We start from the raw sequence: 26,258 nt of genomic DNA, 5'->3' as shown, positions 1-26,258 counted from the left end.
TCAGAACGAACTCCCCGGCCCTTGCAAAAACTCGATCTCTTCTTCTGTCGATTCACGTTCCAATATTTCATTGCGATGTGGATAGCGTCCAAAGCGATCTATGATGGCTTTGTGTTTTATCTCGAATTCAAAATTTCCGGTTGATCTGAATAGTTTTTCCGCCTCAACATGCACGACCTTTGACTCACTGTGCATATACGGCATGTACAAAAAGGGTTTTTCGTTATCCGACAGTTCTGTGTCCGTACCAATCGCTACCGCCTCTTGCGCTAGGGCCAGAGCCAGCGGGTCTTGAGCAAAGGCTTTGGGAGTGTCGCGATGAATATTGCGTGAGAACTGGTCAAGCACGATGATCTCAGCCAAGCGTCCTTTGGCGGTTTTACGCCAGTCGAATAATTCGCATTTAGAGGCAGCGATGAGGGTATCGCCAAATCGCTGTTTGATTAAAGTATCAAATTCCGGGTCTTTGACCCAGTGTTGTTTGGGCTCTGTCTCCTTGAACCAGAAATTGAGGATGTCTTTCGCTTTACTCATGCTTGTCATCCTGAACTAGTTTCAGGATGGATGAGAGTGTATTACGACGTCTACCCATCCGCACTTTCCTTGGTTGCCTCCTTGTATTCCAAACCGGTTAATTTTTCATACTTAAAAGCCAGTTCGGAATCAGTTTCAAAATTCAATTCATCCAGGGGAATGCAATCCACCGGACACACTAACTGACATTGTGGCTTGGTGAAATGGCCTTTGCACTCTGTGCACAACTTGGGGTCGATGTGATAGATCTCCGGGCCCATGTAAATGGCATCGTTCGGGCACACAGGCTCGCAGACGTCACAATTAATACATTCATCGGTGATTTTTAAAGACATAATCTAACTCGTCATACCAAGGCTCGACCGCGGTATCTATAAATGTAATGACCTGCACTCAAGCAAAACGTTCCTTAATGGCTTTGGCCACCAAAGGATGCACAAACTTACTGACATCACCGCCGTAAGCCGCTATCTCGCGAACCATACTTGAAGAAAGATACGAATACTCATCCGCAGGCGTCATAAACAGGGTTTCGACATTCTCATCCAGTTGCCGGTTCATGGAGGCCAGTTGAAATTCAAATTCATAATCCGAGACCGCGCGAATGCCACGAATGATCACATTTAAATTGTGTTGTTTAGCAAAATGAATGGTCAGGTTGTCATATCCCAGAACTTTTACGTTGTTGAGACCGGCCAAGATTTCGCTTGCTGAAGCAATGCGTTCATCCTGGGTAAATAAGGGTTTCTTTTTAGGATTATCAGCAATCGCCACCACAATTTCGTCGAACATGCCTGATGCTCTCTCGATCAGGTCAATATGACCGTTGGTAATGGGATCAAAGGTTCCCGGGTACATGGCTCGAATGCCCATAGCAACTCCTAAAATTTTTCTCGTCTGGTTTTAATTGTCTTGTTATTACTATTTCGAACGTTAATCCGGACTCTGGAGGGTGCCCTTTTTGTATCGAAAACAGCTTTCTTGTTTATGTCACGAATCAACCAAGACTAAATGATAACGCACTTGACCGGCGGTTTTTTCACGAATCACTGACCACGCTTCCGGGAGTTCGGGCAAGGTCCCCGACTTTTCGATCTCGATATAGACCCGGGCACCCGGTTTCAGCTTGTTTTGGAGGTGCGGAATAAGCTCGGCAAGATGATTTTTATGAAACGGCGGATCCAGAAAAACCAGATCATAAACAGTCTCACAGTCCAACAAAAAATCCTTGGCTTTTCGAGGGTGCAAAGAAAAACAGGATGCGTCGGCCTTCAGAATTTTCAAATTTTTTTCAATCTGTTGCACACTGGCACGATCAGAATCCACAAAGTCACAATAAGACGCGCCGCGTGACAAGGCCTCAAGCCCTAAGGCACCGGAGCCTGCGAACAGATCCAGACAAACCGATTGCAGGACCTGGTGACCAATCCAGTTAAACAGCGTTTCTCGTACCCGGTCTGGCGTTGGCCGCAATTGCGCATTTGCTGCAAAATCCAGCTTACGACTGCGCCAGGAACCACCAATAATACGCAAACGCTGCTCGCGGGTAGATAGCGATTTACTCATCAAATCAGTGTATAGCAGATTTCCTCATGCGTCCTGGTAAATGTATTGCCATCCGAGTGTCTGTATTGCTTGCATTCGATGAGCAAATCACAGTAATCTAAGCGACTTATAAAAATATTTTGAACAGGGAATTGAATGATTCATAGAATATTAACATCAGGCATTTTGAGCCTCAGCTTGTTACTCGCAGCTTGCAGCAATGTAGACAGTGACGAGTCCACGCTACCGGTAGTTGCCGAAGCTGTTTCAGTCAAGGCGCAATTTCGCCCGGACATTGGCCTGATACCATTTCCAAATGATCTGTACTTTGCCGGATCGACTGACGGTACATTGAACCTGCCCGAGATCGATTCAATCCCTGCGGCTGCAGCACTGAATGCTCTGGATGGTTTTTCAACCAACGCGCCGATGAATATTCGCATGACCGGCAGCATTGATGCCAGTAGCGTTGTGGGTGGCGCCACCGCACATGTGTTTGAAGTGATTACCGACCCTGTCACCACGGCCACAATAGATTTTGTAGGCGCCTTGGTTCCTGGTGTAGATTACAGCGTGGGTACCAATGGCAATGACCTGATCGAGTTCACTTTGCTCAAACCACTAAACCCGAAAAGCGCCTACTTAATGGCTTTGACCAACGGCATTATGGGAAGCAATGGCGTTGCCGTAGAAGCAGACTCGATCTATCAGGACATGAAAGATGCTTTGGCAACGGGTGCTACCTTACCCGACGCCACCCTGGATCAGATAAAGCAATTGGTTGAGGCGCATTTGGGAATTCTTGACGCCTTAGGAGTTACTGCCAGTGATGTTTTGCTCACCACCAGTTTTTCCACCCAATCCACCATGGATGTATTGCAAGCGGTTGCTGCCAATGCCAGTGCACAAGCATCGTCAATCTCGCAAATGTTTGCCGGACCCGGCACGCCATTAACCACCAGCATGGTTAACCCGGCCTTACCCGGTTATGCCGATGTGTATTCCGGTAGTGTGCAAACCGAATATTTCTTAAGTCCTGCCGACCCTTTCAATACACCCTGGCTGGGGGCCGGCGGCAGTAACCTCACCCGCTTTAATCCCTTACCCGAAGGCGCGACCACACTCGATATCCCGGCCTTAGTGACCATACCGAATAGTGATTCTCCGTGGTACCAGGCTTATGTAGCACAATTTAATATGACTCCGGAAGAAGCCGGTTATCAATGGCCGCTGGTGATTTTCCAACACGGTATCACCGGTGATCGCACCAATGCCTTTGGGGTGGTGGATGCCTACGCCGCAGCCGGAGTTGCAGTGATTTCGATCGACCAACCACTACACGGTGTTACCAATCCAAATAATATTTTTTATCAAGCCGGTATCGAACGTACATTCGATATTGACCTGGATGGTGATGGCGAGATCGATCCGTCAGGTTCTTACACAATAAACCTGTCTAACCTTATTGTGGGTCGCGACAATAATCGTCAGGCCTCACTGGATCTGCATTATTTAAGTAAAACCGCACCAAGTATCGATATCAATGGCGATGGCAATCCCGATTTCGACGGCTCACAAATGCACTTTCTGGGTCAATCACTGGGTTCGATTGTCGGAGTGCCATTTCTGGCAATCAATAACGATGTGATCACTGCCACTTTGAGCGTGCCGGGGGGCGGCATTGCTTCCTTGCTGAGAGAGTCGCAGTCATTTGGTCCATCTCTGCAAGCCGGACTGGAAGCGGCCGGTCTACCCGCGGCCTTGTTTGATGATTATTGGCGTAACGCACAGGCCGTTATCGATGCCGCCGACCCCTTGAATTACGCCAGTGAAGCGGCTGCCAATCATCCTGTATTACTACAGAAAGTCACGGGCGACACTGTTGTACCGAATTTCGCGACCGACAAACTGATCGCAGCCATGGGGCTACCGGCTGTGAATACGGTAGGAGCAAACCCCGGCCCATTGGGCGCGGTCAACTTTATTCAGGGAGGACATGGTTCTCTGTTGGTTCCTGTACCAAGTTTTGCGGCCACTGTTGAAATGCAAACCCAGGCGGTGGTATTTGTCACCGGTAACCCGATGGCCAATTTACCCGGCAATGGTCAGGTGATATTGATCCAGGACGAAAGCGTGGTTGAAGTTTCTCCTTAAGTTCTGAAAATTCCATGAAAATAAAGGACGGCCAAAAGCCGTCCTTTTCATTTGCGGTACAATGCTACGCAGCAAATACGCATTAGGCAAACACCGCGTAAAATACAAAACAACTATGACTGATAAACCCGCAACACCCGTCGACGAGCAAGCACAAAACAAACCCGGTTTGTTCAAGCGTCTGCGTGCCAGTCTCAATAGTGGCAATTCCTGGCTCACCACAGACATCGGGGACCTGATGAGTGGCGGTCAGATTGATGAAGACCTGCTCGAAGAACTGGAAATGCGGCTGTTGACTGCCGATGTCGGGGTTGATGCCACCGAAAGTCTGCTCGAACCCTTGCAATTAAAGCTCAAGCGTCAGGAAAAAACCGATAAAGCCTCGGTCATACAAAGCTTGCGTCAAAGCATGCTCGACATACTGACTCCGATCGAGGCGCCACTGGATATCGATCAAGTGCGTCACCAGAACAAGCCCTTTGTCATCTTGATGGTTGGCATAAACGGAGCTGGCAAAACCACCACCATAGGAAAACTCAGCACCCAGTGTTTGCGTCGCTTACGCACTGTGATGCTGGCGGCTGGAGATACTTTTCGTGCAGCCGCGGTTGAACAGTTACAAACCTGGGGCGAACGCAATCAAGTCCCGGTTATTGCGCAAGGTACAGGCGCTGATCCGGCCGCAGTTATTTTTGATGCCATGCAGGCAGCCCAGGCGCGTAATATCAATGTATTGATTGCGGATACCGCTGGACGCTTGCATACGCAAAGTAACCTGATGGAAGAATTAAAAAAGATCAAACGGGTGATGGGCAAGCACGACGACTCTGCACCACATGAAACTTTATTGGTACTGGATTCAAGCCAGGGTCAAAATGCTTTGCAACAGGCACGCGAATTTCATAAGGCTATTGGCGTTGATGGCCTGGTGCTAACCAAACTCGACGGCTCGGCCAAAGGCGGGATTTTGTTTGCCATCGCCAAAGAACTGGCTCTGCCGGTGCGCTACATCGGAATCGGTGAAGGCATCAATGATCTCATCCCGTTCAACGCAGAACAGTATGTGGACGCCCTGCTCGCCAATGAAGGCGAGGATCCCTTCCAAAAACATCCGTCGCATAAAAGTGCGGACACTAACAGGGATATAGCATGATCAAATTCGATAACGTATCAAAAAGTTTTCCGAATGGTCATCAAGCCCTGACAAATCTTAATTTGCACCTCCCAAAAGGTGAAATGGCCTTTTTGACTGGCCACTCCGGTGCCGGTAAAAGTACCCTGCTCAAACTTTTGGCTTTGATCGAGCGACCAACCCGTGGTCAATTATTTGTAAATGGACGTAACCTCAATTCCATTCACAAGAATCTTATCCCGTATTATCGCCAGCACCTCGGACTGGTATTCCAGGACAACCAGTTACTCCAGGATCGCAGTGTATTTGATAATGTGGCCTTGCCTCTGGTGATCAAAGGCATGGGCAAAAAAGACATCACCCGTCGCACCGAGGCAGCACTCGATCAAGTGGAATTACTCAATAAGGCGCGCTCCTTGCCACTGGACCTATCCTCCGGAGAGCAACAACGTGTTGGTATTGCGCGGGCTATCGTGAGCAAACCCATGTTATTACTCGCGGATGAACCAACCGGAAACCTTGATCCGGAATTGTCCTGGGATATATTGCAATTGTTTAAACGCTTTAATGAAGTTGGGGTTACTGTGTTGATCGCCAGCCATGACCTGAGCCTGATCGATCAAATGGATCAGCCGGTTATCACCTTGTCGCATTCGCGTCTGACGTCAACGAGCTAAAAGTTATGGTCAAACGTAAACACGCAACCAAAGCCGGTAAATCACGTTCGTCTAACAAGCGAAAATCCACAGGTCAACAATCAAACAGCAATAATTTAAGCCTGGCTATTTCGCAACATCTTTTTCATTCACACGACACCTTGAAACGCCTGGTGCGTGAACCTTTATCGAGTTTAATGACAATCATGGTAATCGCCATCGCGCTGGCCTTACCCGCTTGTTTATACTTGTTAGTCAGTAATGCCGAAGTGCTTACCGATCGCTGGCAAACCACCCATGACATAAGTGTGTATGTTGATGGCGCTTATCCGGTCGACAATGTCAACGCGATTCAACAGTCCTTGAGTTTACGTAAAGATGTTCAGCTGGTGCGCGTGATCACTTCAGAGCAAGCTTTACAAGAAATGACACAGCAAAGTCAAATGGAAATGATCAGTACCGCGATCGGCGAGAATCCTTTGCCACATGCCTTGATCGTTAGCCCGAGTAATTCCTTGATCAATGCCGACAGCGACCAGAGTCTGAATGAATTGTTGGCGGCACTAAAAAAACTGCCCGGGGTGAACGAAGTACAACTTGACGCCCAGTGGGTCATGAAATTACGCAGCATTATTCATCTGCTAAACCGCACTGTTGGCTTGCTTGGATTGTTGCTGGCATTGGGCGTATTGCTGGTGGTGAGTAATACCATTCGCTTGCATGTACAACAACGCGAAAACGAGATTCAAGTGAAAAAACTGATTGGCGCCAGTAACGGTTTTATACGTCGGCCATTTTTATACCTGGGATTCTGGTACGGAATATTGGGTGCCGCTGTAGCCAGCATTCTGGTCATGATCTTACTCGCATTCTTGTCGGGTCCAGCGGCCCGTCTTGCAGAGTTATACGCAAGTGATTTCAACTTGCAGGGACTGGGCACCGGGGGAAATTTAAGCCTACTCTTCCTTGGGACCGGTCTGGCTTTGACAGGGGCATTCTTGGCCGCAGAACACACCTTGAAAAACATCGAAGTGACCTGATATTGAATGCATAATTATTGTGCAATTAATCATAAATTACTGTTTTTATTGATATTTCTTATAAAGTCATCTAGGAACTAGTTCTCTTGTTAGCACTCTAATGTCCAGAGTGCTAAAATAGCAACCAGAGAGGAATACACATGACTACAAACACAACATCAGAAAAACTGAACCTGCCTAGCTTACAGCACAATTTCGAATTGATGCTAGCCGGTGGTAGCGCCAGTCTTGACGCTTATATGCAAACGGTCTCGACCATTCCGGTATTAAGCAAACAAGACGAAGTTGCTTTGGCCGAACGCTTGCGTGACCATGGCGACATTAATGCGGCGCGCGATCTGATCTTGCCGCACTTGCGTTTTGTTGTGCATATTGCCAAAGGTTATCGCGGATACGGTTTGCAATTGGGCGACCTGATTCAGGAAGGCAACGTCGGGCTCATGAAAGCGGTCAAACGTTTTGACCCGACTTACGGTGTACGCCTTGTTTCCTTCGCGGTGCACTGGATCCGGGCTGAAATTCACGAATACGTGATCCGTAACTGGCGCGTGGTCAAGATCGCTACAACCAAAGCACAACGAAAATTATTTTTCAATCTTCGCAAAATGCGTAAGAACATGGCCTGGTTAAGCCACGATGAAAGTCTTGCCATCGCCAAGGACCTTGGAGTGAAAGTTGAAACCGTAAGAGAAATGGAAAAACGCCTGACCGGCTCTGACATTGGTTTTGACTTACGAGACTCGGACGACGATGAAAAAGCTTTTGCGCCAGTTGCGTATCTTGAAAAGCAAGACGCCGACCCGGCACAACTACTTGAAGCTGAAGATTACGAAGACCATAATACCCAGCAGCTTTCTGCCGCTTTGGGTGAACTGGATGAGCGTAGTCGCGATATTTTGAAGCAACGCTGGTTAAGTGACAAAAAATCCACTTTGCACGAATTAGCGGATAAGTATGGCATCTCGGCTGAACGCATTAGACAGCTGGAAGCGAATGCTTTGAAAAAATTAAGAAAATTTATTGACGTGTAAAGCAGTTAATAAGAAAGTAACAAACTGAAAGCCGATGCATTGCGTCGGCTTTTTTGTTAGGCTCGAATATCAAATAAAATACACACCGGAACAGAAGCATGGCGACTCTAATTATTGGCAATAAAAATTACTCGTCCTGGTCACTGCGACCGTGGTTGTTATTAAAAGAGATGGGCATTGAATTTGACGAAATCATGCTTCAACTCGATAGCGAAGAATTCCAGCAACGCATTGGCGATTACTCGCCGGCACGCCGGGTACCGGTCTTGCGTCACAACGATCATGTTATTTGGGATTCTCTGGCGATCGCGGAATACCTCAATGACGCCTTTCCTGAAAAACAACTCTGGCCCAAAGAGGTAAAGGCACGGATTCTGGCGCGGGCTGTGACTTGTGAAATGCATTCGGGATTTTCAGCTTTGCGACAATCCATGCCCATGAACTGTCGTGCAACAAAGCGTAAAGTTGATATGTATGACAATCTGCAATCCGACATCGACCGGATCATTACTATCTGGACTAAATGTCGGGAAAGTTACGCACAACGTGGTCCATGGCTTTTTGGTCAGTTTTCCATTGCCGACGCCATGTATGCCCCGGTGGTGTTCCGATTTGTAACCTACCAGGTCAAATTACCGGAAGTCGCACAAAAGTACCTGGATTTCGTGTTGTCACGACCCGCAATGCAGGAATGGAAGCAGGCCGCCAGCTATGAAAAAGAAGTCTTGGAACAGGAAGAAGTTGGTATATAGAATAAATCAAACGCTTTGAATAACGTAAAAACTGTTAAGAATCATCACCTACACGAAATACGTACTTTCCACGCTTGACGCTCATAGCCACAGTTCATAGACTGTGTAATCTTTTCGCCGACCAAGTCGGTCAATATTCTGATAATTCAAATCGATACATTATAAGGAGATATAAAATGGCAACAGCTCGCGTTACTGAAATCATTGCAGCATCCAAGAAAAGCTTTGAAGATGCTACAAAAAAAGGCATTAAACGTGCTAATAAAACCCTGGACAACATAACCGGCGCCTGGGTAGAGAATATGAAAGTCACTGTTAAGGATGGTGATATTGACGAATATCGCGTCAACATGAAAGTGACTTTTATTCTTAAGGATTAAGAATGAAAGTCATCCCGAACTTGATACGGGATCCACGGATAAAGATGCTTCTTAAAGATTAAGAATGAAAGTCATCCCGAACTTGATACGGGATCCAGAATTTTTTAAATCTGCTAATTTAATATTTTACAATCAAACCAATTCAAAGAATTGATCACGCTTTCCATGAAAGCCAATACTGGAGAAAAACCATGTCTATAGCTCGCGTAACTGAAATCACAGCATCATCTAGCAAATCTTTTGAAGATGCCGTTAAAGCCGGAATTAAAAAAGCCAACAAAACCCTCGACAACATTACCGGCGCCTGGGTTGGCGATATGAAAGTAATTGTTAACGACGGAGACGTTACAGAATACCGCGTAAACATGAAAGTGACATTCATTCTTAAGGATTAAGGATGAATGTCATCCCGTACTTGATACGGGATCCAGATTTTTAATTTACTTAAAGATTAAGAATGAGTGTCATCCCGTACTTGATACGGGATCCACGGATAAAGATGCTTCTTAAGGATTAAGAATAAAAGTCATCCCGTACTTGATACGGGATCAAAAAAACCCGCCAAGTGCGGGTTTTTTTGTATCTGGTAAAGCTAATTAAAAAATTATTTGTACTTTTTACCATTGTGCTCAATATAGCCTTCTTCATGATAGCCACGCGGGTCATGATGCGTCCAATGCAAAACACCACCCTTTTCCGTCCATTCGTACTCGCCATGCACGATCACCTGGTCACCTTGTTTTAGAGGTACATACGGAGCAAGATCAATATTGTGAGCGACCAGTAACCATTTAGGCTGACCGATATCCAACAAGAATTTTTGATGGCGGCTGCCTTTATTATCATCCGGTAAAACGCGTGCCACACGCCCGACTGCGGTTACGATCTCGTCGGAGCGTTTTTGTTGATAAAGTTTAGCGATCAGAGCGTGATCATTTTCAACTCGTGAATTTTTAGTATTGACTGCCGACTCTCGATTCGATTGAGACTGAGTGTTTTGGCTTAGATCGATCTCCTCTCGCGAATTATTGCTCGAAGAGTCTTGACGAGTCTGAGCGCTTGCTTGCTGCTCGCCCCCTTTATCATTATTCAGCCAACCTTGTTGTTGGGCAAACCAGGCAGCTCCCGCTATCGCGACATACATCGCACCGCGCATTATGCGCCGTTTGAAAGGCTTGGGAACATTCAGTTCATTTTTTTGTGACATTGTTAAATCCGGTATATCTATTGATGGCCCCTAGAGGCCCATAAGCAAACAAGGCTGACATAATGCCAGCCTTGCAGGGTTTACTTCAAGTTAAAGATTGTGAATGGGAGTTTAGCCCTCACCTGCAACGATCGGTAACAGAGTCAATTCAACCCGACGGTTCATTTCACGTCCGGCTGGACTGCTGTTGTCTGCGATTGGTGCTGATTCACCGTATCCGATGGTTAACAAACGGTTGGAATTAACACCTTTATTGGCTAAGTAGCTGGACACAGAACTGGCACGACGTTGTGATAAAGACTGATTGTATTCATCAGAACCTGTGCTGTCGGTATGACCCGCCAGTTCCACCACAGTCTTGTCGTACTCGGCCAGAACCAGAGCTACTGAATCCAGGGTATTGTAAAAACCGCTATTCAGATTAGAACTGTCTGTGGCAAAGGTAATATTGCCTGGCATGTTCAAGGTAATGTTATCGCCATCGCGAGTTACCCCGACACCAGTACCAGCCAGTTGATCACGTAATTTGGCTTCTTGTACATCCATATAGTAACCGACGCTACCTCCAGCGATACCGCCCACACCTGCACCAATGAGTGCACGTTTTTTGCGTTCGCGCGCATCATCGCCCGTGATCACACCTAATACCGCACCACTCACTGCACCGATCACGGCACCCTTGGTGGCCTTGGATGTCTGTTTCTCTCCTGTGTACGGATTATAGGTAGAACATGCGGTAGTCATTAATGCCGTTACGCCCAATACGGAAAGGGTTCGAACCAGTTTTTTTCCAGCAAACTTATTTGTAGTTGTCATAAAAAGTATCTCCTTTGTTTGTCGATACGCGGCCAGTCTAGCTGTTTTATGTGAACGGATTCTGAATATCAGCTCATTCGCTCACCCATGAATATGTAAAGAATTGTTGAACCAGCCCTGTTCAGCAGCGGTTCAATTTTAACGGATTTATCAATAACGGGGTCTCAATTTCACGATCTTGAAAATTTGGCGCATTTAGCACTGATTAGCTATTGCGAGACGATTATTATCGGAGTAAAGTTAGCGCATCTCACCAAGAGTTGAAATCAACATGCGCAGTATTGACCAATGGTTACAAGAATATGGTGAAAGCCATCAAAATCCGACCAATAAACTGATCCACTGGTTTTGTGTGCCACTGATCGTATTGAGTGTGATCGGACTGTTTTGGTCTATCCCGGTCCCAGAAGCCATGAGCAATATTTCGCCCTGGCTCAATTTTGGCACATTGCTAATTCTGCTCGCATTGATCTATTACACTTTTTTGTCCATCAAGCTCAGCATTGGTATGCTGTTGTATTCAGCCTTAACCGTACTGGTTATTCAATGGCTCAATGGGCTTGAGCTTGCTCTGTGGAAGTCCAGCCTGGGCATTTTTGTTGTGGCCTGGATCGTGCAATTCATCGGGCATGAAATTGAAGGCAAAAAACCATCGTTCCTGAAAGACATACAGTTTTTGATGATCGGACCGATCTGGTTGTTGTCTTTTCTGTATAAAAAGGCCGGAATCAAGATCTAGGGAATCTGCGCCAATAGCGGATTAGCCATCACTGCTTCGGTCGCAAGGCACTCCTGACCGACCCGTCTAGAACCGTACCATCACGCCCGCACCAAACCCGAATTCCGAGTGTTCCTTGATCACAAGATCAAATTTCTTGTTCACGGTGTAAGCCAATTCCACCGCCCACTCTTCTTTTTCGTGTGAATCGTATTCGCCTTCCAAATGCAATTCAAAGCGATCTGTGAGTTGAAATTCTTTTTCCAAACTTAAACGTGCGTTGCCTTCATGGCTATAACGCAATTGACTCTCGATCAAATAAGGTAAAAGGTAATTAACCGCAACATATGCCTGGGTATCGAATTCTTCTTCCAGGCTGTCACTTAACTCGACACCCATTTCGGTACTCAGGAAGCGATCGTAATAATGACCAAGACTGAGATCGACGTCGTAATCGTTTTGCCAATCGGATTCCCATTTGGCCATTAGAGTTTTGCGCGTATTAATTGACTTGATCACGCCATCACTCATGTTGCTTAATACCCCGACGTCTGCCCAGCTGTACCAGTGATCTTTTTTATTAAACTGCTTTTTCAATTCCTGCATTTCCGGGTCGAAAGTAGAATTGGTGTAAGAAAACACCCGCGACATTCCCGCTTTCATGTGATACAGAACATGGCAATGGAAAAACCAGTCTTTTTCCTCATTGGCATCAAACTCAATGATCACTTTACCCATCGGTGGCACATCGACAGTGTGTTTTAACGGTGAGTATTCACCCTGCTCGCTCAAGACCCGGAAAAAATGACCATGTAAATGCATGGGATGATGCATCATGGTCTCGTTTGTCAGAGTCATACGAACTTTTTCGCCACGATTTATCTTGATAAAGTCTGACTCCAGTAATGTCTTGTTATTAAAACTCCAGACATATCGGTTCATGTCGCCATTGAGCACCAGATCTATCTCGCGCAATGGCTGGGAATCCGGGATCGTGGTGGGCTGCAAGGCGCGTAACTCAGGATAAGGTGACATTGGGCGCTCGGCAGATGCACCGTGCATACTGTGATCCATACCCTGCATGTTCGACATGTCCATATCCATACCCATATCCATAGTCATCATCGAATGTCCGGCGTGCATGTTATACAGGTCCGGAGCGGGCACATCGGGAGCGAATAGTTTTTTATCCGAATTCGGATCGCCAATAAACAGCGAGGTATAACCGGAATTATCTTGTGCCGTGGCGCGAAACTCTGCCAATCCTTCATCTGGCACTTTTACCGTTACATCATAGGTTTCGGCAATGGCGATCAAATTGCGTTTCACCCGAAAAGGTTTTACATATATGCCGTCAGCAGCGATCACGCGTTGACGATGCGCGGCGTATTCGGTGTAAAAATAGGTAGAGGCACCGGCGTTGATGATTCGCAAACGCACGATCTCACCGGGATTGGCTTCGAGGACATCGACTTTTTTCCCATTGGTCAGAAACGCATCATACGCCACATCGGATATATCCATCATCGGCATTCGATCGCGCGACTGCTGGATCATACTGGACAAGGCATTGGCTTTGATGGCACCGGCAATGCTTTGCATGGCGCCTTTTTTCAGGGCGTAATAATGACTGCCGCGTTTCAGGGTGCGCATTACCTGATTGGGGTCTTCGTCGGTCCAGTCCGACAACACCACAACGTATTCGCGATCGGCTTGTTCGGCATCGTCCGGAGCATGCACCACGATGGATCCATACACACCGCGTTGTTCCTGCAATCCGGTGTGTGAGTGATACCAATAGGTGCCCGAATGGGTTAAGGGAAAGGTGTAGGTCAGGGTTTGTCCGGCCTTGATAGGTGGTGTGGTCAAATAGGGAACGCCATCCTGGCGATTGGGTAGCAAAATACCGTGCCAATGGATTGAACTGGCCACGTCCATTTTATTGTGCACATTGATGGTCACATGGTCACCCACATCGGCCTCAATGGTCGGACCCGGAATTCCGCCATTCACGGTCATTGCCATTACTTCCTTGCCGGAATAATTCACCAGGGTAGTGTCAATGGTCAGGTCATAAGTAAGCTCTTTGGCCTGTAAGCCAGTTGCAGAAAGTAATACTGTAACTAATAAAAATAGACGTTTATACATAGCGCAGATCCAGAATGATTTTTGGATTTGAAATTGATGGTTCAAGCTGGCTGTCAACTTAAAGCAATGCGTAAAGTAATTTACTCATATAAAGATCTTCAATCGGAATTACCCGGCTTATTTTTTACCTTGCAGTAAATTTGCCGGCGCAAATTGATCGGTCAAAATGCGGGCTTTGGGATTCCAGTCGGGATTGGGCTTGATCAAACTGATGTTATCCATCAAAGACACATCAAGATCTTGTAAAGGTAACTCCAGTTTCTGAGCTTGCTCGATCAATGTTTTGTAACCGGGTAATTTATTCATACTTGCAATGATCACCCGATTGCCCAATGGTATCTTGAAATTATAAAATTCACCAAACACCGATTGATAGGTTGCCGATTCATGCGAATAAAGCTTGGATGAAGAAAACGTATTGGCGACCAATACACCATCATTATCCATAAGGTCTTTGACTTCTTGCAAAAACTCGGCGGTCATCAAATGTTCCGGAATGTAATCCCCGTTAAACGCATCGAGTACGATGAGATCGTATTTCTGTTGTTTGCGTAAAGCCCGTTTCACAAACACCCGGGCATCTATTTCCGCTACCCGGTTGCGTTCGGATCTTTTAAAATCAAAAAACTCTTCGGCCACTTTGGTTACGGCCGGGTCGATCTCAACCGAGGTGATGTCGGCTTCTGGCAATAAATCGGCGTAGGTCATCGGCAGAGTTCCGCCGCCCAGACCGATGATCAGGATCTTCTCGGGCTTGGCTTGTAATGCAAAACTTGTCATGCTGACCTGGGCGTAACGAAAAACCAGTCGTTTCGGGTTGCGCAGATCCACACAGGATTGACGCGATTTGGCACTACGCCTGATGGTAAACATTAAACAGCGTTGGCCAGATTCCTGGGTAACCATAATGTTTCGATACAGTGATCTCTCCTTATGGATAACCCTGGCCTGCAAACTGCTACTGACAAAAATACTCGCCACTATCAAGATAAGAAAAACTTTACGCAACATTATTCAGGGCCCCTGGTTTTGGCGAATATCAAAGCACTCAGACCGCCAATAAACAATAAAGTGCTGATTAGAACAATAATTTCCCGAATTCCCAGCCACAAAACCAGATAGAACGAGGTCATCAGGGTGCCCACCGCACTCCCGAAAGTTGACACAAAATACAATCGCCCGGCGGTTTGACCGCTCGCTTCCCGGGCCTCGATCAATAAGCGAATGGCGTACGGGGAGATCATGCCCAGAACCACGGTCGGCAAGGTAAATAACACTAACGATGCGGCCAGAGAGCCATAACGCGGGTCATCGATCCATTCCGATAAGGTATTTAATATCGGCTCATCCACCCATGCGATCGGCAGCATAAACGCCATGGCGAGTAAAAATAAAAAACCGAATTTGTATAAGTTGGGCTGATGCAATGACCAACGCCCGCCACTCAGATAGCCGATCGACAACGCGAGCATAAAGACCGTGATAATACTGCCCCAAACATAGACACTGCCGCCAAAAAATGGGGAGAGAATTCGGCCGGCCAATAATTCGATGGCCATAATTGAAAAACCGGCAATGAAGGCCAGTGTGAAAAGCAGGGTTTTACGCATATTATTTTTGCTTCTATGAAGTGATTTGGTGGTCACACTATCAAACATTCGTTGGGATAATGCAATTGCAAATTGGGTAAAATTGCCACTTTCATCACGAGTCAGTAGGCGCATGAGCAAAATTTCTTCAAGTCTTGCCAGACAAGGAACCCGAAATACCAATCGTGCAGAGATTGTGGATCACAATTTTATTCACTTTTTGCAGTCTTGGGAAAGCGTACCGGTTACAAACACTCCAGACAGCTTGATCGATCCTGAGAGCGGATTAGATGCGACAAGCTTGTTAGAGTTATTGAATTTTCAAATGCAGTCGCGCCAGGTTGATCTGGTTGCACGCGAAATGCGGGCGCGCAATGAGGGCTTTTACACCATCGGAAGTTCCGGACATGAGAACAATTCTGTGGTCGGCTATCTGACGCGAACAACCGATCCGGCATTCTTACATTACCGCAGTGGCGCGTTCATGATGGCGCGCAGTGCCAAAGACCAAAGTGTCGATGCTTTGTACGACGCGGCCTTGTCGATCAGTGCCAGTGCCGATGATCCGATCTCGGGTGGTAGACACAAAGTCTGGGGCAGTAAAAAACTCTGGGTGTTACCACAAACCTCAACCATTGCCAGCCATTTGCCCAAAGCCATGGGAACTGCAGTGGCCATGGAGCAAGCGAAGCGCCTCAATCTGGATTTACCGATTCCCGACGACAGCATTGTGGTGTGCAGTTTTGGGGATGCCAGTTCGAATCACGCCACCGCCCTCACGGCCTTTAACGCCACTCAATGGACCGCGTTTCAGAACCTCCCGGTTCCGGTGGTGTATGTGTGCGAAGACAACGGCCTGGGTATTTCTGTGCACACACCACGAGGCTGGGTAGAAGCCAATTTCAAACATCGCCCGGGGCTGGATTATTTTCAGGCCGATGGATTGGATGTGATCGACACTTACGCGGTTACCAAAGAGGCTATCGAACATTGTCGCCGTACCCGCCGTCCGGTGTTTTTACACCTCAAATTATCGCGTCTTCTCGGGCATGCTGGTACCGACATGGAAACCGAATACCGCAGTGTGGACGCCATTGAAAAAACCGAAGCCAATGACCCCTTGATCTTGACTGCCAAAAGCGTTTTGCAACATGGTTTGAGATCGGCCGATGAAATTTACGCCGATTATGTAAAAATTCGGAATCACATGCGCAGTGCCGCACTAAAAGCCGCAAAACAGGGTAAACAAACCGACGCCAGCGAGATCATGCAGCCGCAAGCGCCTTATGATCAGACTGCGGTTGAAACCGAAGCCAAGCGTCGTGCCGATATCGTGAAACGCGTTGCCGTGTTTGGTTCAAAGGCCAAACTTCCCGAAAATGCCAAAGCCCGTCACCTCTCCATTCAACTCAATCGCGCCTTACATGACCTGATGTGCAAATACCCCGAGATGACCCTGTTCGGTGAAGATGTAGCCCAAAAAGGCGGTGTGTATACGGTAAGTTCCGGTCTGGCGAAAACCTTTAAAGGCAACCGGGTGTTCAACACCTTGTTGGATGAGACCACCATTTTGGGTATGGCGCAGGGCGCGGCCTATATGGGATTGTTACCCGTTCCCGAAATTCAGTATCTGGCATATTTGCACAATGCACTTGACCAGATTCGCGGGGAAGCCTGCTCATTGCAATTCTTTTCCCAAGACCAGTACTCCAACGGCATGGTGGTGCGGGTAGCCTCTTTGGCTTACCAAAAAGGATTTGGCGGACATTTCCATAACGACAACTCCATAACCGCTTTGCGCGACATCCCCAGTTTGATCATCGCCTGCCCGTCGCGCGGAGACGACGCGGTACGCATGTTACGCACTTGTACCGCACTGGCCAAAGTGAATGGACGCGTTGTGGCATTTTTGGAACCGATTGCTTTGTACATGCGTAAAGATCTGTATGCCGACAAAGACGAGCAATGGGTTTTTGCTTACCCGCCCGCCGAAGACATTGTGTCGTTTGGAAGTGGCAGAATTTACAACGAACAGGCCGCAGAACTGTTGATCATCACTTACGGCAACGGGGTACCAATGTCTTTGCGTGCAAGTAAAGCATTAAATGCCGACACCAGAATTCGAATTTTAGACCTGCGTTGGCTCAAGCCCCTGAATACAGAATACATAGTTGAGCAGGCCAAACAATTTGCCAAAGTATTGGTGGTGGATGAAGGGCGTGCAACCGGTGGTGTGAGTGAGGAAATCTTCACTCTGCTAGACGAACATTGCCCGGAAGTAAAAAAAGCGCGGGTCACGGGCAAAGACAGCTTTATCCCATTGGGTGCTGCGGCCAATCTGGTATTGGTCTCGGAAGCCGAAATTCAGCAAAAAGCGCAGGAACTGCTGAAAAAGAACTGATTTTTTAGCGGAATTAACGCTCTGGCGCAGATTTTTGGGGCTTTTTTAACTACAATGCTCGCTCGCTGGCCAAAGCTGGCTGTTGTTTATCCCGATCAAGACGATCACTAAATAGGTAGTGTTGTGAAACGCGAATTAATGCACGCCAAAATCCATAATGCCACAGTCACCGAGGCCAATCTCGGTTACATCGGCAGTATTACTATCGACTCGGAGTTACTCGAGCGTGTGGATATCTGGGATGGCGAAAAAGTGTTGGTGGTCAGCAATACACGCGGCTCGCGTCTGGAAACCTACGTAATCGCCGGCGAACCCGGGTCCGGGGTGATCTGCATGAATGGTGCGGCCGCCCACCTGATCAAAGAAGGTGACGAAGTCATCATTATTGCGTTTGCCTACTCCAAAAAACAAATTAAACAAAAAGTTATTCTGGTCGATAAAGAAAACCGTTTTGTGAAGTACCTGGTGGAAGAAGAATCGGTAAACCATCTACACACGCCAAAATAATCAAAAGCCCCAGCGCTTGAAGCGACCACAACGTGTCGGTACAGATCAATTCAAAAACCCCTCATAATTATTCACATCGCGATGTTTTAAATCTCGCGACCCCGATGATCTTGTCGAGCTTGTCGATTCCACTTTTGGGTGTTGTCGACACTGCGGTAATGGGCCATTTGGACAGTGCACATTATTTGGCGGCCGTGGCTGTAGGGGCGGTGTTGTTCAATTTTATATACATGGGCATGAATTTTCTGCGCATGGGAACCACCGGACTTATCGCCCAGGCCTATGGAAAAAACCAGCATTCCGAAGTGCGCAGTGTGTTCATGCAAGCCATCATGGTTGCCATCGCCCTGGCAACCACATTATTGCTGATTCAAAAACCCCTGAGCTTGACCTTGCACTGGTTACAAGCCAGTCCGATCGTGACTGAAACCGCCATCAAATACTTTCAGTGGCGAATCTGGAGTGCGCCGGCGGTTTTGGCGAATTTTGTTTTAATTGGCTGGTTCCTCGGCATGCAAAGCGGGCGAGGCCCGATGTTGATGTTATTCACCACAAACTTTATCAACATTATTCTCGACATCGTGTTTGTTACCCAACTCGGCATGGATGTAGACGGTGTTGCCCTGGCTTCTGTTATCGCCGAGTTTTGCGGCTTGGGCGCCGGACTGGTTTATTGGAGAGTCTTGTTGCAGCGTCATCCTGGCAGCTGGAACCGGCAGGAAATTTTTGACTTTAGCAAGTTAAAACGGTTCTTTACCGTCAATTCCCACATCCTGGTGCGTACGCTGTCTTTAATGACGGCTTTTGCTTTTTTTACCGCGCAAGGCGCCCGCTTTGGCGACTCGATACTTGCGGCAAATGCTGTATTAATTAATTTTCAGGCGATCTTGGCTTACGGACTGGACGGTTTTGCCCACGCCGCCGAGGCCCTGGTCGGTAGAGCAACGGGTGAGAAAAATAAATCGGGCTTACAAAAAGCCATGCGCATTGCTTTTCAGTGGGCAGCAGGAATTGCCGTTGGATTTACCCTGGTCTTTTTACTTTTCGGTAAAGGCATTATTAATTTGCTCACCGATATCGAACAGATTCGCGAACTGGCAAAAGAGTATTTGTTCTGGCTGATCATCTCGCCCATCGTTTCCGTGTGGTGTTTTGTGTATGACGGGATTTTCATTGGTGCGACCAAGACCAAAGAGATGATGCTCAATATGCTGGCTTCCACCTTCTTGGTGTTTATTCCGATTGCTCTGGTCCTGATCAATTTTGGTAATCACGGACTGTGGGCGGCCTTTATGCTGTTTTTAATTGCCCGCGCGGTGTTTTTACATAAGGACAGGAATAAGCTTTTCGAATTTTAAAACCGGCGTCATGAACTTGAAATTTTTTTAACTGAAGCTATATGTATTAAACTATGCATTCTAAACGGGAGCTCACATGCAAGAATTCTTAAACTCACTCAATGAAAAATTTGGCGGGATGTTACCGGCCAATGATGTCATGTTCGGGTATGCGACCAAAGGCCTGATTGCAATCTTTATACTTTTCATTGGCTGGTTATTATCGCATTGGGCCAAGCGCCTGGTCAAAGCTGCGCTAGCGAAAGCGGATGATTCAGCCATCGATGCCACGGTTAAGCCCCTCTTGGGCAAAATAACCCGCGCCTTGGTTATGGTCATTGCCGTATTGGTTGCGCTTTCCTACGTTGGTATCCCGATCAGCAGTCTGATCGCGATTTTGGCAGCGGCTGGTTTAGCCATTGGTTTGGCGCTGCAAGGTACTTTGTCGAATATCGCTGCCGGAATCATGCTGCTGTTCTTGCGGCCATTACGGGTTGGTGAATTCATCGAAACATCTGGCGCCACTGGAACCGTGGTGGAAGTGGGAATTTTTACCACCATTCTAAAAACCGTTGATGGCCTTTTCGTTTCCGCACCCAATGCCCAGATCTGGGGTAGCCGAATTCAAAATTTCGACCGTTATGACGTGCGGCGCGCCACTGTGAACATCGGTGTTAGTTATGACACCAATCTGGATAAAGCACGCGAATTGTTATTCAAGGTCATGCGTGAACAAGAAAATATGACCACCGAACCCGGTGAGCCCGAGGTCTTTGTGGATGAATTTGCCGACAGCTCCATAAATTTCACCGCGCGTTGCTGGTTCCCACGAGAGCAATGGCGAGCCAATGCCACAGAGCTGCGCATCGCGGTGAAAAAAGCTTTTGATGATGCAGGGATTGAGATACCATTCCCGCAACGCGTAATACATTCAGTGTCAGAGTAGTCAAGGTATATATCATGTCACAACAGCTAACTACCTCGGAGGGGTTTTTGCATTTCTGGTTGGTTGGCCGTAACGGCAACGCTCAACAACTGGATTTTTCCCAGCTTGAGAACATCCAAAAAGGCGAAGGCTTTCACTGGATACATCTCAATCGCAGCGACCCCAATGTTCAAGACTGGTTGATTCGTGATCCGGATATTGATGCTACGGTAACTGAATCCTTACTGGCTGAGGACACTCGCCCGCGTGCCACACCACATGGCGATGGTGTTTTACTTAATTTGCGGGGCATTAATTTCAATCCGGGCGGCGAACCTGAAGATATGGTTGCACTTCGTATGTGGATTGAGCCTCACCGCATTGTTACAGTGCAAGGAAGGAATTTACGCGCAGTAGATAGTCTTTTGCAGCAATTTATCAGCAAGCGACCACCACTTACCCCGGGAGATTTTGTCGCTGACCTGGCGATACACATCGCAACTTACATGGCCCCGACCGTAACCGACCTGAATGCCGAAGTTGATGACTTGGAAGAACAGGTACTGGACGCGGATGCCGGAAGCTTGCGGGTCGGCCTGGGCGAATTACGTCGCAAAGCGATCATGATACGGCGTTATCTGGCACCACAGCGCGATGCCTTGAACAGTCTGGCTATACAGAATTTTCCCTGGATCACCGACCGTGACCGTCTGCGCTTACGCGAAGGCAGCGACCAGACCACGCGTCTGACCGAGGAACTAGACGCAGTACGGGAACGTGCTGCAATTGTGTATGATCAGTTGGTGGATAAACGCGCCGAGGAAATGAATCGCACCATGTTGGTTTTGGCGGTGGTGGCGGCGATATTTCTACCGCTGGGCCTGATCGCCGGCATGATGGGCATGAACGTGGGCGGTATGCCGCTGCTTGAATCGCCATTGGGGTTCTGGATCACTTCGGCGGTCATTGCACTTACCGGTGCTGCAACTGTTGCAATTTTTAAGATTATGAAATGGATGTAAACAGTTTGCAGTCTTAAGCCTGTGGGAACTCTATCGTCATAAATCCTTGCTCATCAAATAATCTGTTTGTGCATCACTACCCAGCGTAAAGGTGTGGGTGTCAAAAATTTCAAACCCCTGTCTTTTATAAAACTCGATAGCCTTGGTGTTTTTCTCCCAAACCCCTAGCCAGACTTGCGAAAATTCCCGCTGTTTGGCCAGGTCGATTGCGTAGTGAAACAATTGTTTCCCGATCTTGTAACCCTGGTAGGCTGAAAGTACATAGATCCGCTCAATTTCCAGAGCATCCTTACGAGATTCCTCGGTTTGTGCCTTGCCCCAATTGATCTTGAGATAGCCGCAAGTCTCAGCGTCAGTTTCCGCAAAGAAAAATTTCGACTCCGGGTCTAACATCTCATTTTTAAGAGTTGTCTCGGTAAATGCTTTACTCAAATACTCTTGCATGTCCGCATCAGAATTAGAATCTCCGAAAGTTTCAAGAAATGTTCTTTTGCCAAGTTCTTGCAGCGTACTAAGATCACTTAGGTTTAATTGCCTGAGAGTAATAATATTGGATTGCATAGTGTCAGCCGGTTAGTTCAGCAACGATTATACGGTAACCACAATCATGTTCCGACTGCGTTAACAATTTCCGATTTCGCTTATGCCATTCGCCGGTTTCCAGATCGCTTGACAACTTTACCAAGATCGAATCCTGATTCACTAATTTTGAGAATACCGACATGTTTTTCAAGTTTAGGAACATAAAACACAAATCGCCATGGTTCACTCTTACAAATAGCCCTGACTTTTGTAATCGGCAATCCCGGCCCGGGTGATCTTGGCAAGCTCTTTGAAAAGCACAGGGTCGCTGGTTTTGAAATTAAAGCAGGATTTTCCCTGACGACGTTTTTCAAGCTCGGGAGAAATACCACTTAGCAGTTCGGGGTTTACATACACCGGCATCAAATGATAACTGACGTAATTCTTTTTAATATTTGTGGCTCCGAAAAACAAAGGTTTTTGGTTTTTCATAATATGCGCTGTGTCGAGATAATAATTATCTTCCGTATTCTTGACCACGACCAGTTTATTCTCATGTTGTTTAAGAATGGCTCTGAGCTTACTGAAAATATTCTTAAATTCCTCATGTTTGCTCATGGAAACACCAGTGCCAGGGTTCGTAATCGAAACCGAATGGGTTATTGGGCGGATATGACAATTTAAAACCATACTTTTCAGCATTCACTTCCAGCCAGTCGAAGGCATCTGTATCCGCAAATTCTTGCGACAAGGGATCACAACCCATAGTACCAATATCGATCGCGCGACCGGAATGATGCTCGCTGCAACCGGGGGGCGCACTGGTTTTGAAGATTTCCTCGAGTTTTTGACCTTGCGCAATGCTGTGCTGCACGATCTCGACCTGGCGATCAAAGCCTCGAAAGGCGGACACCATGATCAAACTCACGCCATCCATAAAGGCTTTATTTCGCATCCGCATCCAGGCTTTGGCGGCTTGCGGTATTAATAAATGCTCGCGCCCGCTTTGTGCGACATCGGCAATCACCAGATCGCTGGCGTCTTCAAAAACCGGTAGATTGCGCTCCTTGAATAAACCAGGATCAAGATCTGACTGTTTTAAAAATCGATCAAATTTTTGTTGATTAGTGTGAGACACGTGAAATTTATAACCTTAAGTCAAACGTTCCGGATTTACTAAACGGCAGTTGTTTGAAAAAAGCATTACCCAGACGCACATTGCCATCAAGTTTGTAATCCAGATTTTTACCACCGCTTTTGACCACGTCCATCAGATCGGGCAAAGACTTCATTAGATTGGTATCGAAATCAATCTCCAGATAATCACTGCCATTGCCGGGGATGCGTACACCTTCGTTGGTGGTTCCCTGGGTAATGTCCACGCCGGCGATATTCACACCGTAATCCAGCCCGAGAATCGGCAAGGCAAAGGAGTTGGGATTATCCACTTTAAGGCGCACTTTAAAAGTTTGTCGGAATAAACTGGCATCGGTGAGTCTAAAGTCGTCCACACTGAGCTGCGGTCTTTCCACCATCGATGACAAGGACGAACAACTGCACATTAAAAAGGCCAACAACAAAATTAGCGAGCGATTCAGGATTTTCATTTTCTACTCCGGAGCAACATTCAGATGTCTATTATGCAACATCCGAAGCCGCTTCTAATGATTCTAATTGCAAAAATTCCTTACGCATCCACACAACCGCGATCAGGCCGGCGGCCAGATAACCAATGGTGATACCCCAGAACAACCCGTTGAGACCGTAAAAGACCGAACCCAGCCACGCCATCGGCAGTAAACACAAAAACAATCGCGCCACATTCATTACCATGGCGTAATACGGTTTATTCACGGCATTGAATGCCGAACTGCAAATTATGGCAATACCAAGCCCGAGATAACTGATCGGGATTATCATCAACATGCTGATGATCAAGGAGATCACTTCGGGTTCTTTACTAAAAGCCAGGGCAATGGGTTTCGACAAACTAAACAAGAGCACGGTAACGATCAACTGGGTGATCACAATCAATTTGATGGATACGCGAATACTTTCGGCCACCCGGTCGTGACGCTCGGCACCAAAATTCTGCCCGATAAATACCGGAAGCGAGGACGACAAGCCCAAGGCAACAATTGCAGCAATCGGGCGGATGCGTTCACTCACCCCAAAGGCCGCCACCGCTTCGGTACCGTAATTGGCCACAATCACGATCAGAATGCCCGACGCGACCGGTGCCAGACAATAGGTCGCTGCCGCTGGTACACCGATGTACAGAACATCGCGCCAGGAATGCAAAACCTCGGCCCATTTGGGTTTTTCGAAAGTTAATAGATGTTCGCGACGACGCAATATCCACATGGCCCACACCGTAGAAAACATCCAGCCAAACAGGGTCGCGTAGGCGGCTCCACGAATCCCGAGTTCCGGGAAACCAAATAAACCAAAGATAAGTAAGGGATCCAGCACCGCATTCCCAAACGCCGCAAGCACCATAATTTTAGCCGGGGTAACCGTATCACCGGTTGCTCGAATCGCGCTATTCCCGACAATGGGCACAACCAAAAATGGTACGGCGAGGTAATAAATAACCATGTATTCCTTAATCACGCTTAGTACTTCCGGCACCGCCCCCAGGAGTGTGAATAATGGATCGATGGTCAGAATGCCAAGCACAGAAATGATACTCACCAGGATGACCGCCAGAAAAATACTGTCGGTGGCAATGCGTTGTGCGCGTTGTGAGTCACCGCCGCCAATGATCCGGGATAACACCGATGCCACCCCGACACCAAGACCGATCGCAACATTGGTAAGAACCATACCAACCGGAAAGGTAAACCCGACCGCGGCCAATTCATTGGTGCCGAGTAAACTGATGAAATAACTGTCCACCAGACCAAATCCCACGATCGCCAAAATCCCGAATACCATCGGAATGGTTAAACGAATGAGTGTGGACTGGACTTCGCCTTCAACCAGAATGGCTTTTTTTACTTGTTTGGACATTTAATTTCTAAGATAAAATATTGGCCTATTGTAACCAGTGGATGTTTGAGGAAGTAAAAAATGGCACACCAACACAATCCACAAGAAAAGCAAATGGCCGATGAGTCGATGCTGCGTACCCTCAAGGCCCAGGCCGAGGCTATTTGGCCACAGGAAGTAAATTTTTTGAAACGCTACAAGCTTCCGCAAGCTGCGCAAATTCTGGATGTGGGCTGTGGCAGTGGCGAGATCTGTGGACGTCTGGCGCGTCAAATGCCCGAGGCATCAATTACCGGGGTGGATCTGATCGAAAGTCATTTGCAATACGCCTCGCAACGCCATACCGAATTCTCACAACGCCTGCAATTTAATGTGGACGATGCCATGAACTTGTCCTTCGAGGATGACCGCTTTGATCTCTGTGTCAATCGACACATGCTGCAGTCGGTCCCGGATGCCGACCGTGTGATCACAGAAATGATCCGGGTCACCAAGCCCGGCGGCTGGTTACACATCATTCCCGAAGACTACGGCATGATTCATTGCTCATCGGTGAATAGCGAGGTTGAAGATCTTTTTCTCAAAGGCGCCTTCGGTTTTGCCCGGCATGTTGGCACCGACTTACGCATCGGACGTAAAGCCTACCGGGTTTTAAAACAACACGGCCTGAAGAATGTTAGCGTGAATTACATCACCGTTGACACCGAAAAAGTACCGCGAGATATTATTCGGGATATTTTCATCGCCTGGCGTGACGGCTATGCCACGGCGATGGACGAAGCCGGTTCACTTGACTTAAAAACAGCAAGCGCTTATTTCGACGAATTTATCCGTTGCCTGGAGGATGAGAA

At 47.4% G+C, this 26,258-nt stretch carries 29 protein-coding genes; 15 read left to right on the top strand and 14 right to left on the bottom strand.

Annotation, left to right across the window (positions count from 1 at the left end):
- From HKN88_10325 to rsmD, 4 genes are all read right to left on the bottom strand, one after another.
- A complete protein-coding gene (locus HKN88_10325) occupies positions 1 to 543 on the bottom strand; it encodes a DUF924 domain-containing protein (protein ID NNC98452.1) in 543 nt (180 codons plus the stop codon).
- Positions 544 to 584: 41 nt separating this feature from the next.
- On the bottom strand, positions 585 to 869 hold the full coding sequence (locus tag HKN88_10320; protein NNC98451.1) for a YfhL family 4Fe-4S dicluster ferredoxin: 285 nt from the start codon (positions 867 to 869) through the stop codon (positions 585 to 587).
- Positions 870 to 927: 58 nt separating this feature from the next.
- A complete protein-coding gene (coaD, locus tag HKN88_10315) occupies positions 928 to 1,407 on the bottom strand; it encodes a pantetheine-phosphate adenylyltransferase (protein NNC98450.1) in 480 nt (159 codons plus the stop codon).
- A gap of 117 nt (positions 1,408 to 1,524) precedes the next feature.
- On the bottom strand, positions 1,525 to 2,100 hold the full coding sequence (gene rsmD, locus HKN88_10310; GenBank protein NNC98449.1) for a 16S rRNA (guanine(966)-N(2))-methyltransferase RsmD: 576 nt from the start codon (positions 2,098 to 2,100) through the stop codon (positions 1,525 to 1,527).
- Between the two features lie 177 nt (positions 2,101 to 2,277).
- Here rsmD and HKN88_10305 point away from each other — a divergent pair, with 177 nt between their 5' ends.
- From HKN88_10305 to HKN88_10270, 8 genes are all read left to right on the top strand, one after another.
- Entirely contained in the window at positions 2,278 to 4,233 is a 1,956-nt protein-coding gene (locus HKN88_10305; protein ID NNC98448.1) for a hypothetical protein, read from the top strand.
- Positions 4,234 to 4,294: 61 nt separating this feature from the next.
- Positions 4,295 to 5,386 carry a signal recognition particle-docking protein FtsY gene (ftsY, locus tag HKN88_10300; protein ID NNC98447.1) on the top strand — a complete coding sequence of 364 codons (1,092 nt, stop codon included), beginning with the start codon at positions 4,295 to 4,297 and terminating at the stop codon, positions 5,384 to 5,386.
- Positions 5,383 to 6,042 carry a cell division ATP-binding protein FtsE gene (ftsE, locus tag HKN88_10295; protein NNC98446.1) on the top strand — a complete coding sequence of 220 codons (660 nt, stop codon included), beginning with the start codon at positions 5,383 to 5,385 and terminating at the stop codon, positions 6,040 to 6,042. Before ftsY ends, ftsE begins: the two co-directional genes overlap by 4 nt.
- Before the next feature lie 5 nt (positions 6,043 to 6,047).
- The gene (locus HKN88_10290; GenBank protein NNC98445.1) at positions 6,048 to 7,061 is read left to right on the top strand and encodes an ABC transporter permease; all 1,014 of its coding nucleotides are present in this window, start codon (positions 6,048 to 6,050) and stop codon (positions 7,059 to 7,061) included.
- Positions 7,062 to 7,201: 140 nt separating this feature from the next.
- A complete protein-coding gene (gene rpoH, locus HKN88_10285; protein NNC98444.1) occupies positions 7,202 to 8,092 on the top strand; it encodes an RNA polymerase sigma factor RpoH in 891 nt (296 codons plus the stop codon).
- A 98-nt stretch (positions 8,093 to 8,190) separates the two neighbouring features.
- The gene (locus HKN88_10280) at positions 8,191 to 8,844 is read left to right on the top strand and encodes a glutathione S-transferase family protein (GenBank protein NNC98443.1); all 654 of its coding nucleotides are present in this window, start codon (positions 8,191 to 8,193) and stop codon (positions 8,842 to 8,844) included.
- Positions 8,845 to 9,020: 176 nt separating this feature from the next.
- Positions 9,021 to 9,224 carry a dodecin domain-containing protein gene (locus HKN88_10275; GenBank protein NNC98442.1) on the top strand — a complete coding sequence of 68 codons (204 nt, stop codon included), beginning with the start codon at positions 9,021 to 9,023 and terminating at the stop codon, positions 9,222 to 9,224.
- A gap of 191 nt (positions 9,225 to 9,415) precedes the next feature.
- Positions 9,416 to 9,619 carry a dodecin domain-containing protein gene (locus tag HKN88_10270; protein ID NNC98441.1) on the top strand — a complete coding sequence of 68 codons (204 nt, stop codon included), beginning with the start codon at positions 9,416 to 9,418 and terminating at the stop codon, positions 9,617 to 9,619.
- Between the two features lie 209 nt (positions 9,620 to 9,828).
- On the opposite strand, the gene HKN88_10265 is transcribed toward HKN88_10270, so the two are convergent.
- Positions 9,829 to 10,368 (bottom strand): DUF3465 domain-containing protein, encoded by a 540-nt coding sequence (locus HKN88_10265; GenBank protein NNC98440.1) that lies wholly within the window; start codon positions 10,366 to 10,368, stop codon positions 9,829 to 9,831.
- Between the two features lie 174 nt (positions 10,369 to 10,542).
- Positions 10,543 to 11,247 carry an OmpA family protein gene (locus HKN88_10260; protein ID NNC98439.1) on the bottom strand — a complete coding sequence of 235 codons (705 nt, stop codon included), beginning with the start codon at positions 11,245 to 11,247 and terminating at the stop codon, positions 10,543 to 10,545.
- A gap of 271 nt (positions 11,248 to 11,518) precedes the next feature.
- On the opposite strand from HKN88_10260, the gene HKN88_10255 reads away from it, so the two are divergent.
- Complete coding sequence (locus tag HKN88_10255; GenBank protein ID NNC98438.1) at positions 11,519 to 11,986, top strand: DUF962 domain-containing protein; 468 nt, start codon at positions 11,519 to 11,521, stop codon at positions 11,984 to 11,986.
- 66 nt (positions 11,987 to 12,052) lie between these two features.
- Here HKN88_10255 and HKN88_10250 read toward each other — a convergent pair whose 3' ends face one another.
- The 3 genes from HKN88_10250 to HKN88_10240 form a co-directional block, all read right to left on the bottom strand.
- Positions 12,053 to 14,113 (bottom strand): multicopper oxidase domain-containing protein, encoded by a 2,061-nt coding sequence (locus tag HKN88_10250; protein NNC98437.1) that lies wholly within the window; start codon positions 14,111 to 14,113, stop codon positions 12,053 to 12,055.
- Between the two features lie 117 nt (positions 14,114 to 14,230).
- A complete protein-coding gene (locus HKN88_10245) occupies positions 14,231 to 15,124 on the bottom strand; it encodes a fused MFS/spermidine synthase (GenBank protein ID NNC98436.1) in 894 nt (297 codons plus the stop codon).
- Positions 15,124 to 15,723 carry a fused MFS/spermidine synthase gene (locus HKN88_10240; GenBank protein ID NNC98435.1) on the bottom strand — a complete coding sequence of 200 codons (600 nt, stop codon included), beginning with the start codon at positions 15,721 to 15,723 and terminating at the stop codon, positions 15,124 to 15,126. The genes HKN88_10245 and HKN88_10240 overlap by 1 nt, the downstream gene beginning before the upstream one ends.
- 112 nt (positions 15,724 to 15,835) lie before the next feature.
- Here HKN88_10240 and HKN88_10235 point away from each other — a divergent pair, with 112 nt between their 5' ends.
- The 5 genes from HKN88_10235 (at position 15,836) to HKN88_10215 (ending at position 21,894) form a co-directional block, all read left to right on the top strand.
- Positions 15,836 to 18,103, top strand: coding sequence for an MFS transporter (locus HKN88_10235; GenBank protein ID NNC98434.1), 2,268 nt, complete (start codon positions 15,836 to 15,838; stop codon positions 18,101 to 18,103).
- Positions 18,104 to 18,241: 138 nt separating this feature from the next.
- Positions 18,242 to 18,610, top strand: coding sequence for an aspartate 1-decarboxylase (locus tag HKN88_10230; protein ID NNC98433.1), 369 nt, complete (start codon positions 18,242 to 18,244; stop codon positions 18,608 to 18,610).
- 32 nt (positions 18,611 to 18,642) lie between these two features.
- Entirely contained in the window at positions 18,643 to 19,968 is a 1,326-nt protein-coding gene (locus HKN88_10225; protein ID NNC98432.1) for an MATE family efflux transporter, read from the top strand.
- Positions 19,969 to 20,044: 76 nt separating this feature from the next.
- Positions 20,045 to 20,893 (top strand): mechanosensitive ion channel family protein, encoded by an 849-nt coding sequence (locus HKN88_10220; protein NNC98431.1) that lies wholly within the window; start codon positions 20,045 to 20,047, stop codon positions 20,891 to 20,893.
- Between the two features lie 14 nt (positions 20,894 to 20,907).
- Complete coding sequence (locus tag HKN88_10215) at positions 20,908 to 21,894, top strand: zinc transporter ZntB (GenBank protein ID NNC98430.1); 987 nt, start codon at positions 20,908 to 20,910, stop codon at positions 21,892 to 21,894.
- A 36-nt stretch (positions 21,895 to 21,930) separates the two neighbouring features.
- On the opposite strand, the gene HKN88_10210 is transcribed toward HKN88_10215, so the two are convergent.
- From HKN88_10210 to HKN88_10190, 5 genes are all read right to left on the bottom strand, one after another.
- Complete coding sequence (locus HKN88_10210; GenBank protein NNC98429.1) at positions 21,931 to 22,440, bottom strand: GNAT family N-acetyltransferase; 510 nt, start codon at positions 22,438 to 22,440, stop codon at positions 21,931 to 21,933.
- Positions 22,441 to 22,665: 225 nt separating this feature from the next.
- A complete protein-coding gene (locus tag HKN88_10205; protein NNC98428.1) occupies positions 22,666 to 23,034 on the bottom strand; it encodes a hypothetical protein in 369 nt (122 codons plus the stop codon).
- Positions 23,021 to 23,554: a M15 family metallopeptidase gene (locus tag HKN88_10200; protein NNC98427.1), complete on the bottom strand. Its 534-nt coding sequence runs from the start codon at positions 23,552 to 23,554 to the stop codon at positions 23,021 to 23,023. Before HKN88_10200 ends, HKN88_10205 begins: the two co-directional genes overlap by 14 nt.
- Before the next feature lie 7 nt (positions 23,555 to 23,561).
- Complete coding sequence (locus HKN88_10195; GenBank protein NNC98426.1) at positions 23,562 to 24,023, bottom strand: LEA type 2 family protein; 462 nt, start codon at positions 24,021 to 24,023, stop codon at positions 23,562 to 23,564.
- A gap of 31 nt (positions 24,024 to 24,054) precedes the next feature.
- Positions 24,055 to 25,428, bottom strand: a complete 1,374-nt coding sequence (locus tag HKN88_10190) for an MATE family efflux transporter (protein NNC98425.1) — start codon at positions 25,426 to 25,428, stop codon at positions 24,055 to 24,057.
- A 60-nt stretch (positions 25,429 to 25,488) separates the two neighbouring features.
- Between HKN88_10190 and HKN88_10185 the strand changes: the two genes are divergently transcribed.
- Positions 25,489 to 26,258: methyltransferase domain-containing protein (locus HKN88_10185; protein NNC98424.1), on the top strand; the 770-nt coding region annotated here is incomplete at its 3' end.

The organism is Gammaproteobacteria bacterium, from assembly GCA_013001575.1.
Taxonomy (GTDB): domain Bacteria; phylum Pseudomonadota; class Gammaproteobacteria; order Steroidobacterales; family JABDMI01; genus JABDMI01.
This window is presented reverse-complemented; position numbering and strand designations above follow the sequence as displayed.

Excerpts from the sequence above, each read along its gene's own strand:
- HKN88_10325 (NNC98452.1), bottom strand. The coding sequence starts at position 543 with ATGACAAGCATGAGTAAAGCGAAAGACATCCTCAATTTCTGGTTCAAG.
- HKN88_10320 (NNC98451.1), bottom strand. The coding sequence starts at position 869 with ATGTCTTTAAAAATCACCGATGAATGTATTAATTGTGACGTCTGCGAG.
- coaD (NNC98450.1), bottom strand. The coding sequence starts at position 1,407 with ATGGGCATTCGAGCCATGTACCCGGGAACCTTTGATCCCATTACCAAC.
- rsmD (NNC98449.1), bottom strand. The coding sequence starts at position 2,100 with ATGAGTAAATCGCTATCTACCCGCGAGCAGCGTTTGCGTATTATTGGT.
- ftsY (NNC98447.1), top strand. The coding sequence starts at position 4,295 with ATGCTACGCAGCAAATACGCATTAGGCAAACACCGCGTAAAATACAAA.
- ftsE (NNC98446.1), top strand. The coding sequence starts at position 5,383 with ATGATCAAATTCGATAACGTATCAAAAAGTTTTCCGAATGGTCATCAA.
- HKN88_10290 (NNC98445.1), top strand. The coding sequence starts at position 6,048 with ATGGTCAAACGTAAACACGCAACCAAAGCCGGTAAATCACGTTCGTCT.
- rpoH (NNC98444.1), top strand. The coding sequence starts at position 7,202 with ATGACTACAAACACAACATCAGAAAAACTGAACCTGCCTAGCTTACAG.
- HKN88_10280 (NNC98443.1), top strand. The coding sequence starts at position 8,191 with ATGGCGACTCTAATTATTGGCAATAAAAATTACTCGTCCTGGTCACTG.
- HKN88_10275 (NNC98442.1), top strand. The coding sequence starts at position 9,021 with ATGGCAACAGCTCGCGTTACTGAAATCATTGCAGCATCCAAGAAAAGC.
- HKN88_10270 (NNC98441.1), top strand. The coding sequence starts at position 9,416 with ATGTCTATAGCTCGCGTAACTGAAATCACAGCATCATCTAGCAAATCT.
- HKN88_10265 (NNC98440.1), bottom strand. The coding sequence starts at position 10,368 with ATGTATGTCGCGATAGCGGGAGCTGCCTGGTTTGCCCAACAACAAGGT.
- HKN88_10260 (NNC98439.1), bottom strand. The coding sequence starts at position 11,247 with ATGACAACTACAAATAAGTTTGCTGGAAAAAAACTGGTTCGAACCCTT.
- HKN88_10255 (NNC98438.1), top strand. The coding sequence starts at position 11,519 with ATGCGCAGTATTGACCAATGGTTACAAGAATATGGTGAAAGCCATCAA.
- HKN88_10250 (NNC98437.1), bottom strand. The coding sequence starts at position 14,113 with ATGTATAAACGTCTATTTTTATTAGTTACAGTATTACTTTCTGCAACT.
- HKN88_10245 (NNC98436.1), bottom strand. The coding sequence starts at position 15,124 with ATGTTGCGTAAAGTTTTTCTTATCTTGATAGTGGCGAGTATTTTTGTC.
- HKN88_10240 (NNC98435.1), bottom strand. The coding sequence starts at position 15,723 with ATGCGTAAAACCCTGCTTTTCACACTGGCCTTCATTGCCGGTTTTTCA.
- HKN88_10235 (NNC98434.1), top strand. The coding sequence starts at position 15,836 with ATGAGCAAAATTTCTTCAAGTCTTGCCAGACAAGGAACCCGAAATACC.
- HKN88_10230 (NNC98433.1), top strand. The coding sequence starts at position 18,242 with ATGCACGCCAAAATCCATAATGCCACAGTCACCGAGGCCAATCTCGGT.
- HKN88_10220 (NNC98431.1), top strand. The coding sequence starts at position 20,045 with ATGCAAGAATTCTTAAACTCACTCAATGAAAAATTTGGCGGGATGTTA.
- HKN88_10215 (NNC98430.1), top strand. The coding sequence starts at position 20,908 with ATGTCACAACAGCTAACTACCTCGGAGGGGTTTTTGCATTTCTGGTTG.
- HKN88_10205 (NNC98428.1), bottom strand. The coding sequence starts at position 23,034 with ATGAGCAAACATGAGGAATTTAAGAATATTTTCAGTAAGCTCAGAGCC.
- HKN88_10195 (NNC98426.1), bottom strand. The coding sequence starts at position 24,023 with ATGAAAATCCTGAATCGCTCGCTAATTTTGTTGTTGGCCTTTTTAATG.
- HKN88_10190 (NNC98425.1), bottom strand. The coding sequence starts at position 25,428 with ATGTCCAAACAAGTAAAAAAAGCCATTCTGGTTGAAGGCGAAGTCCAG.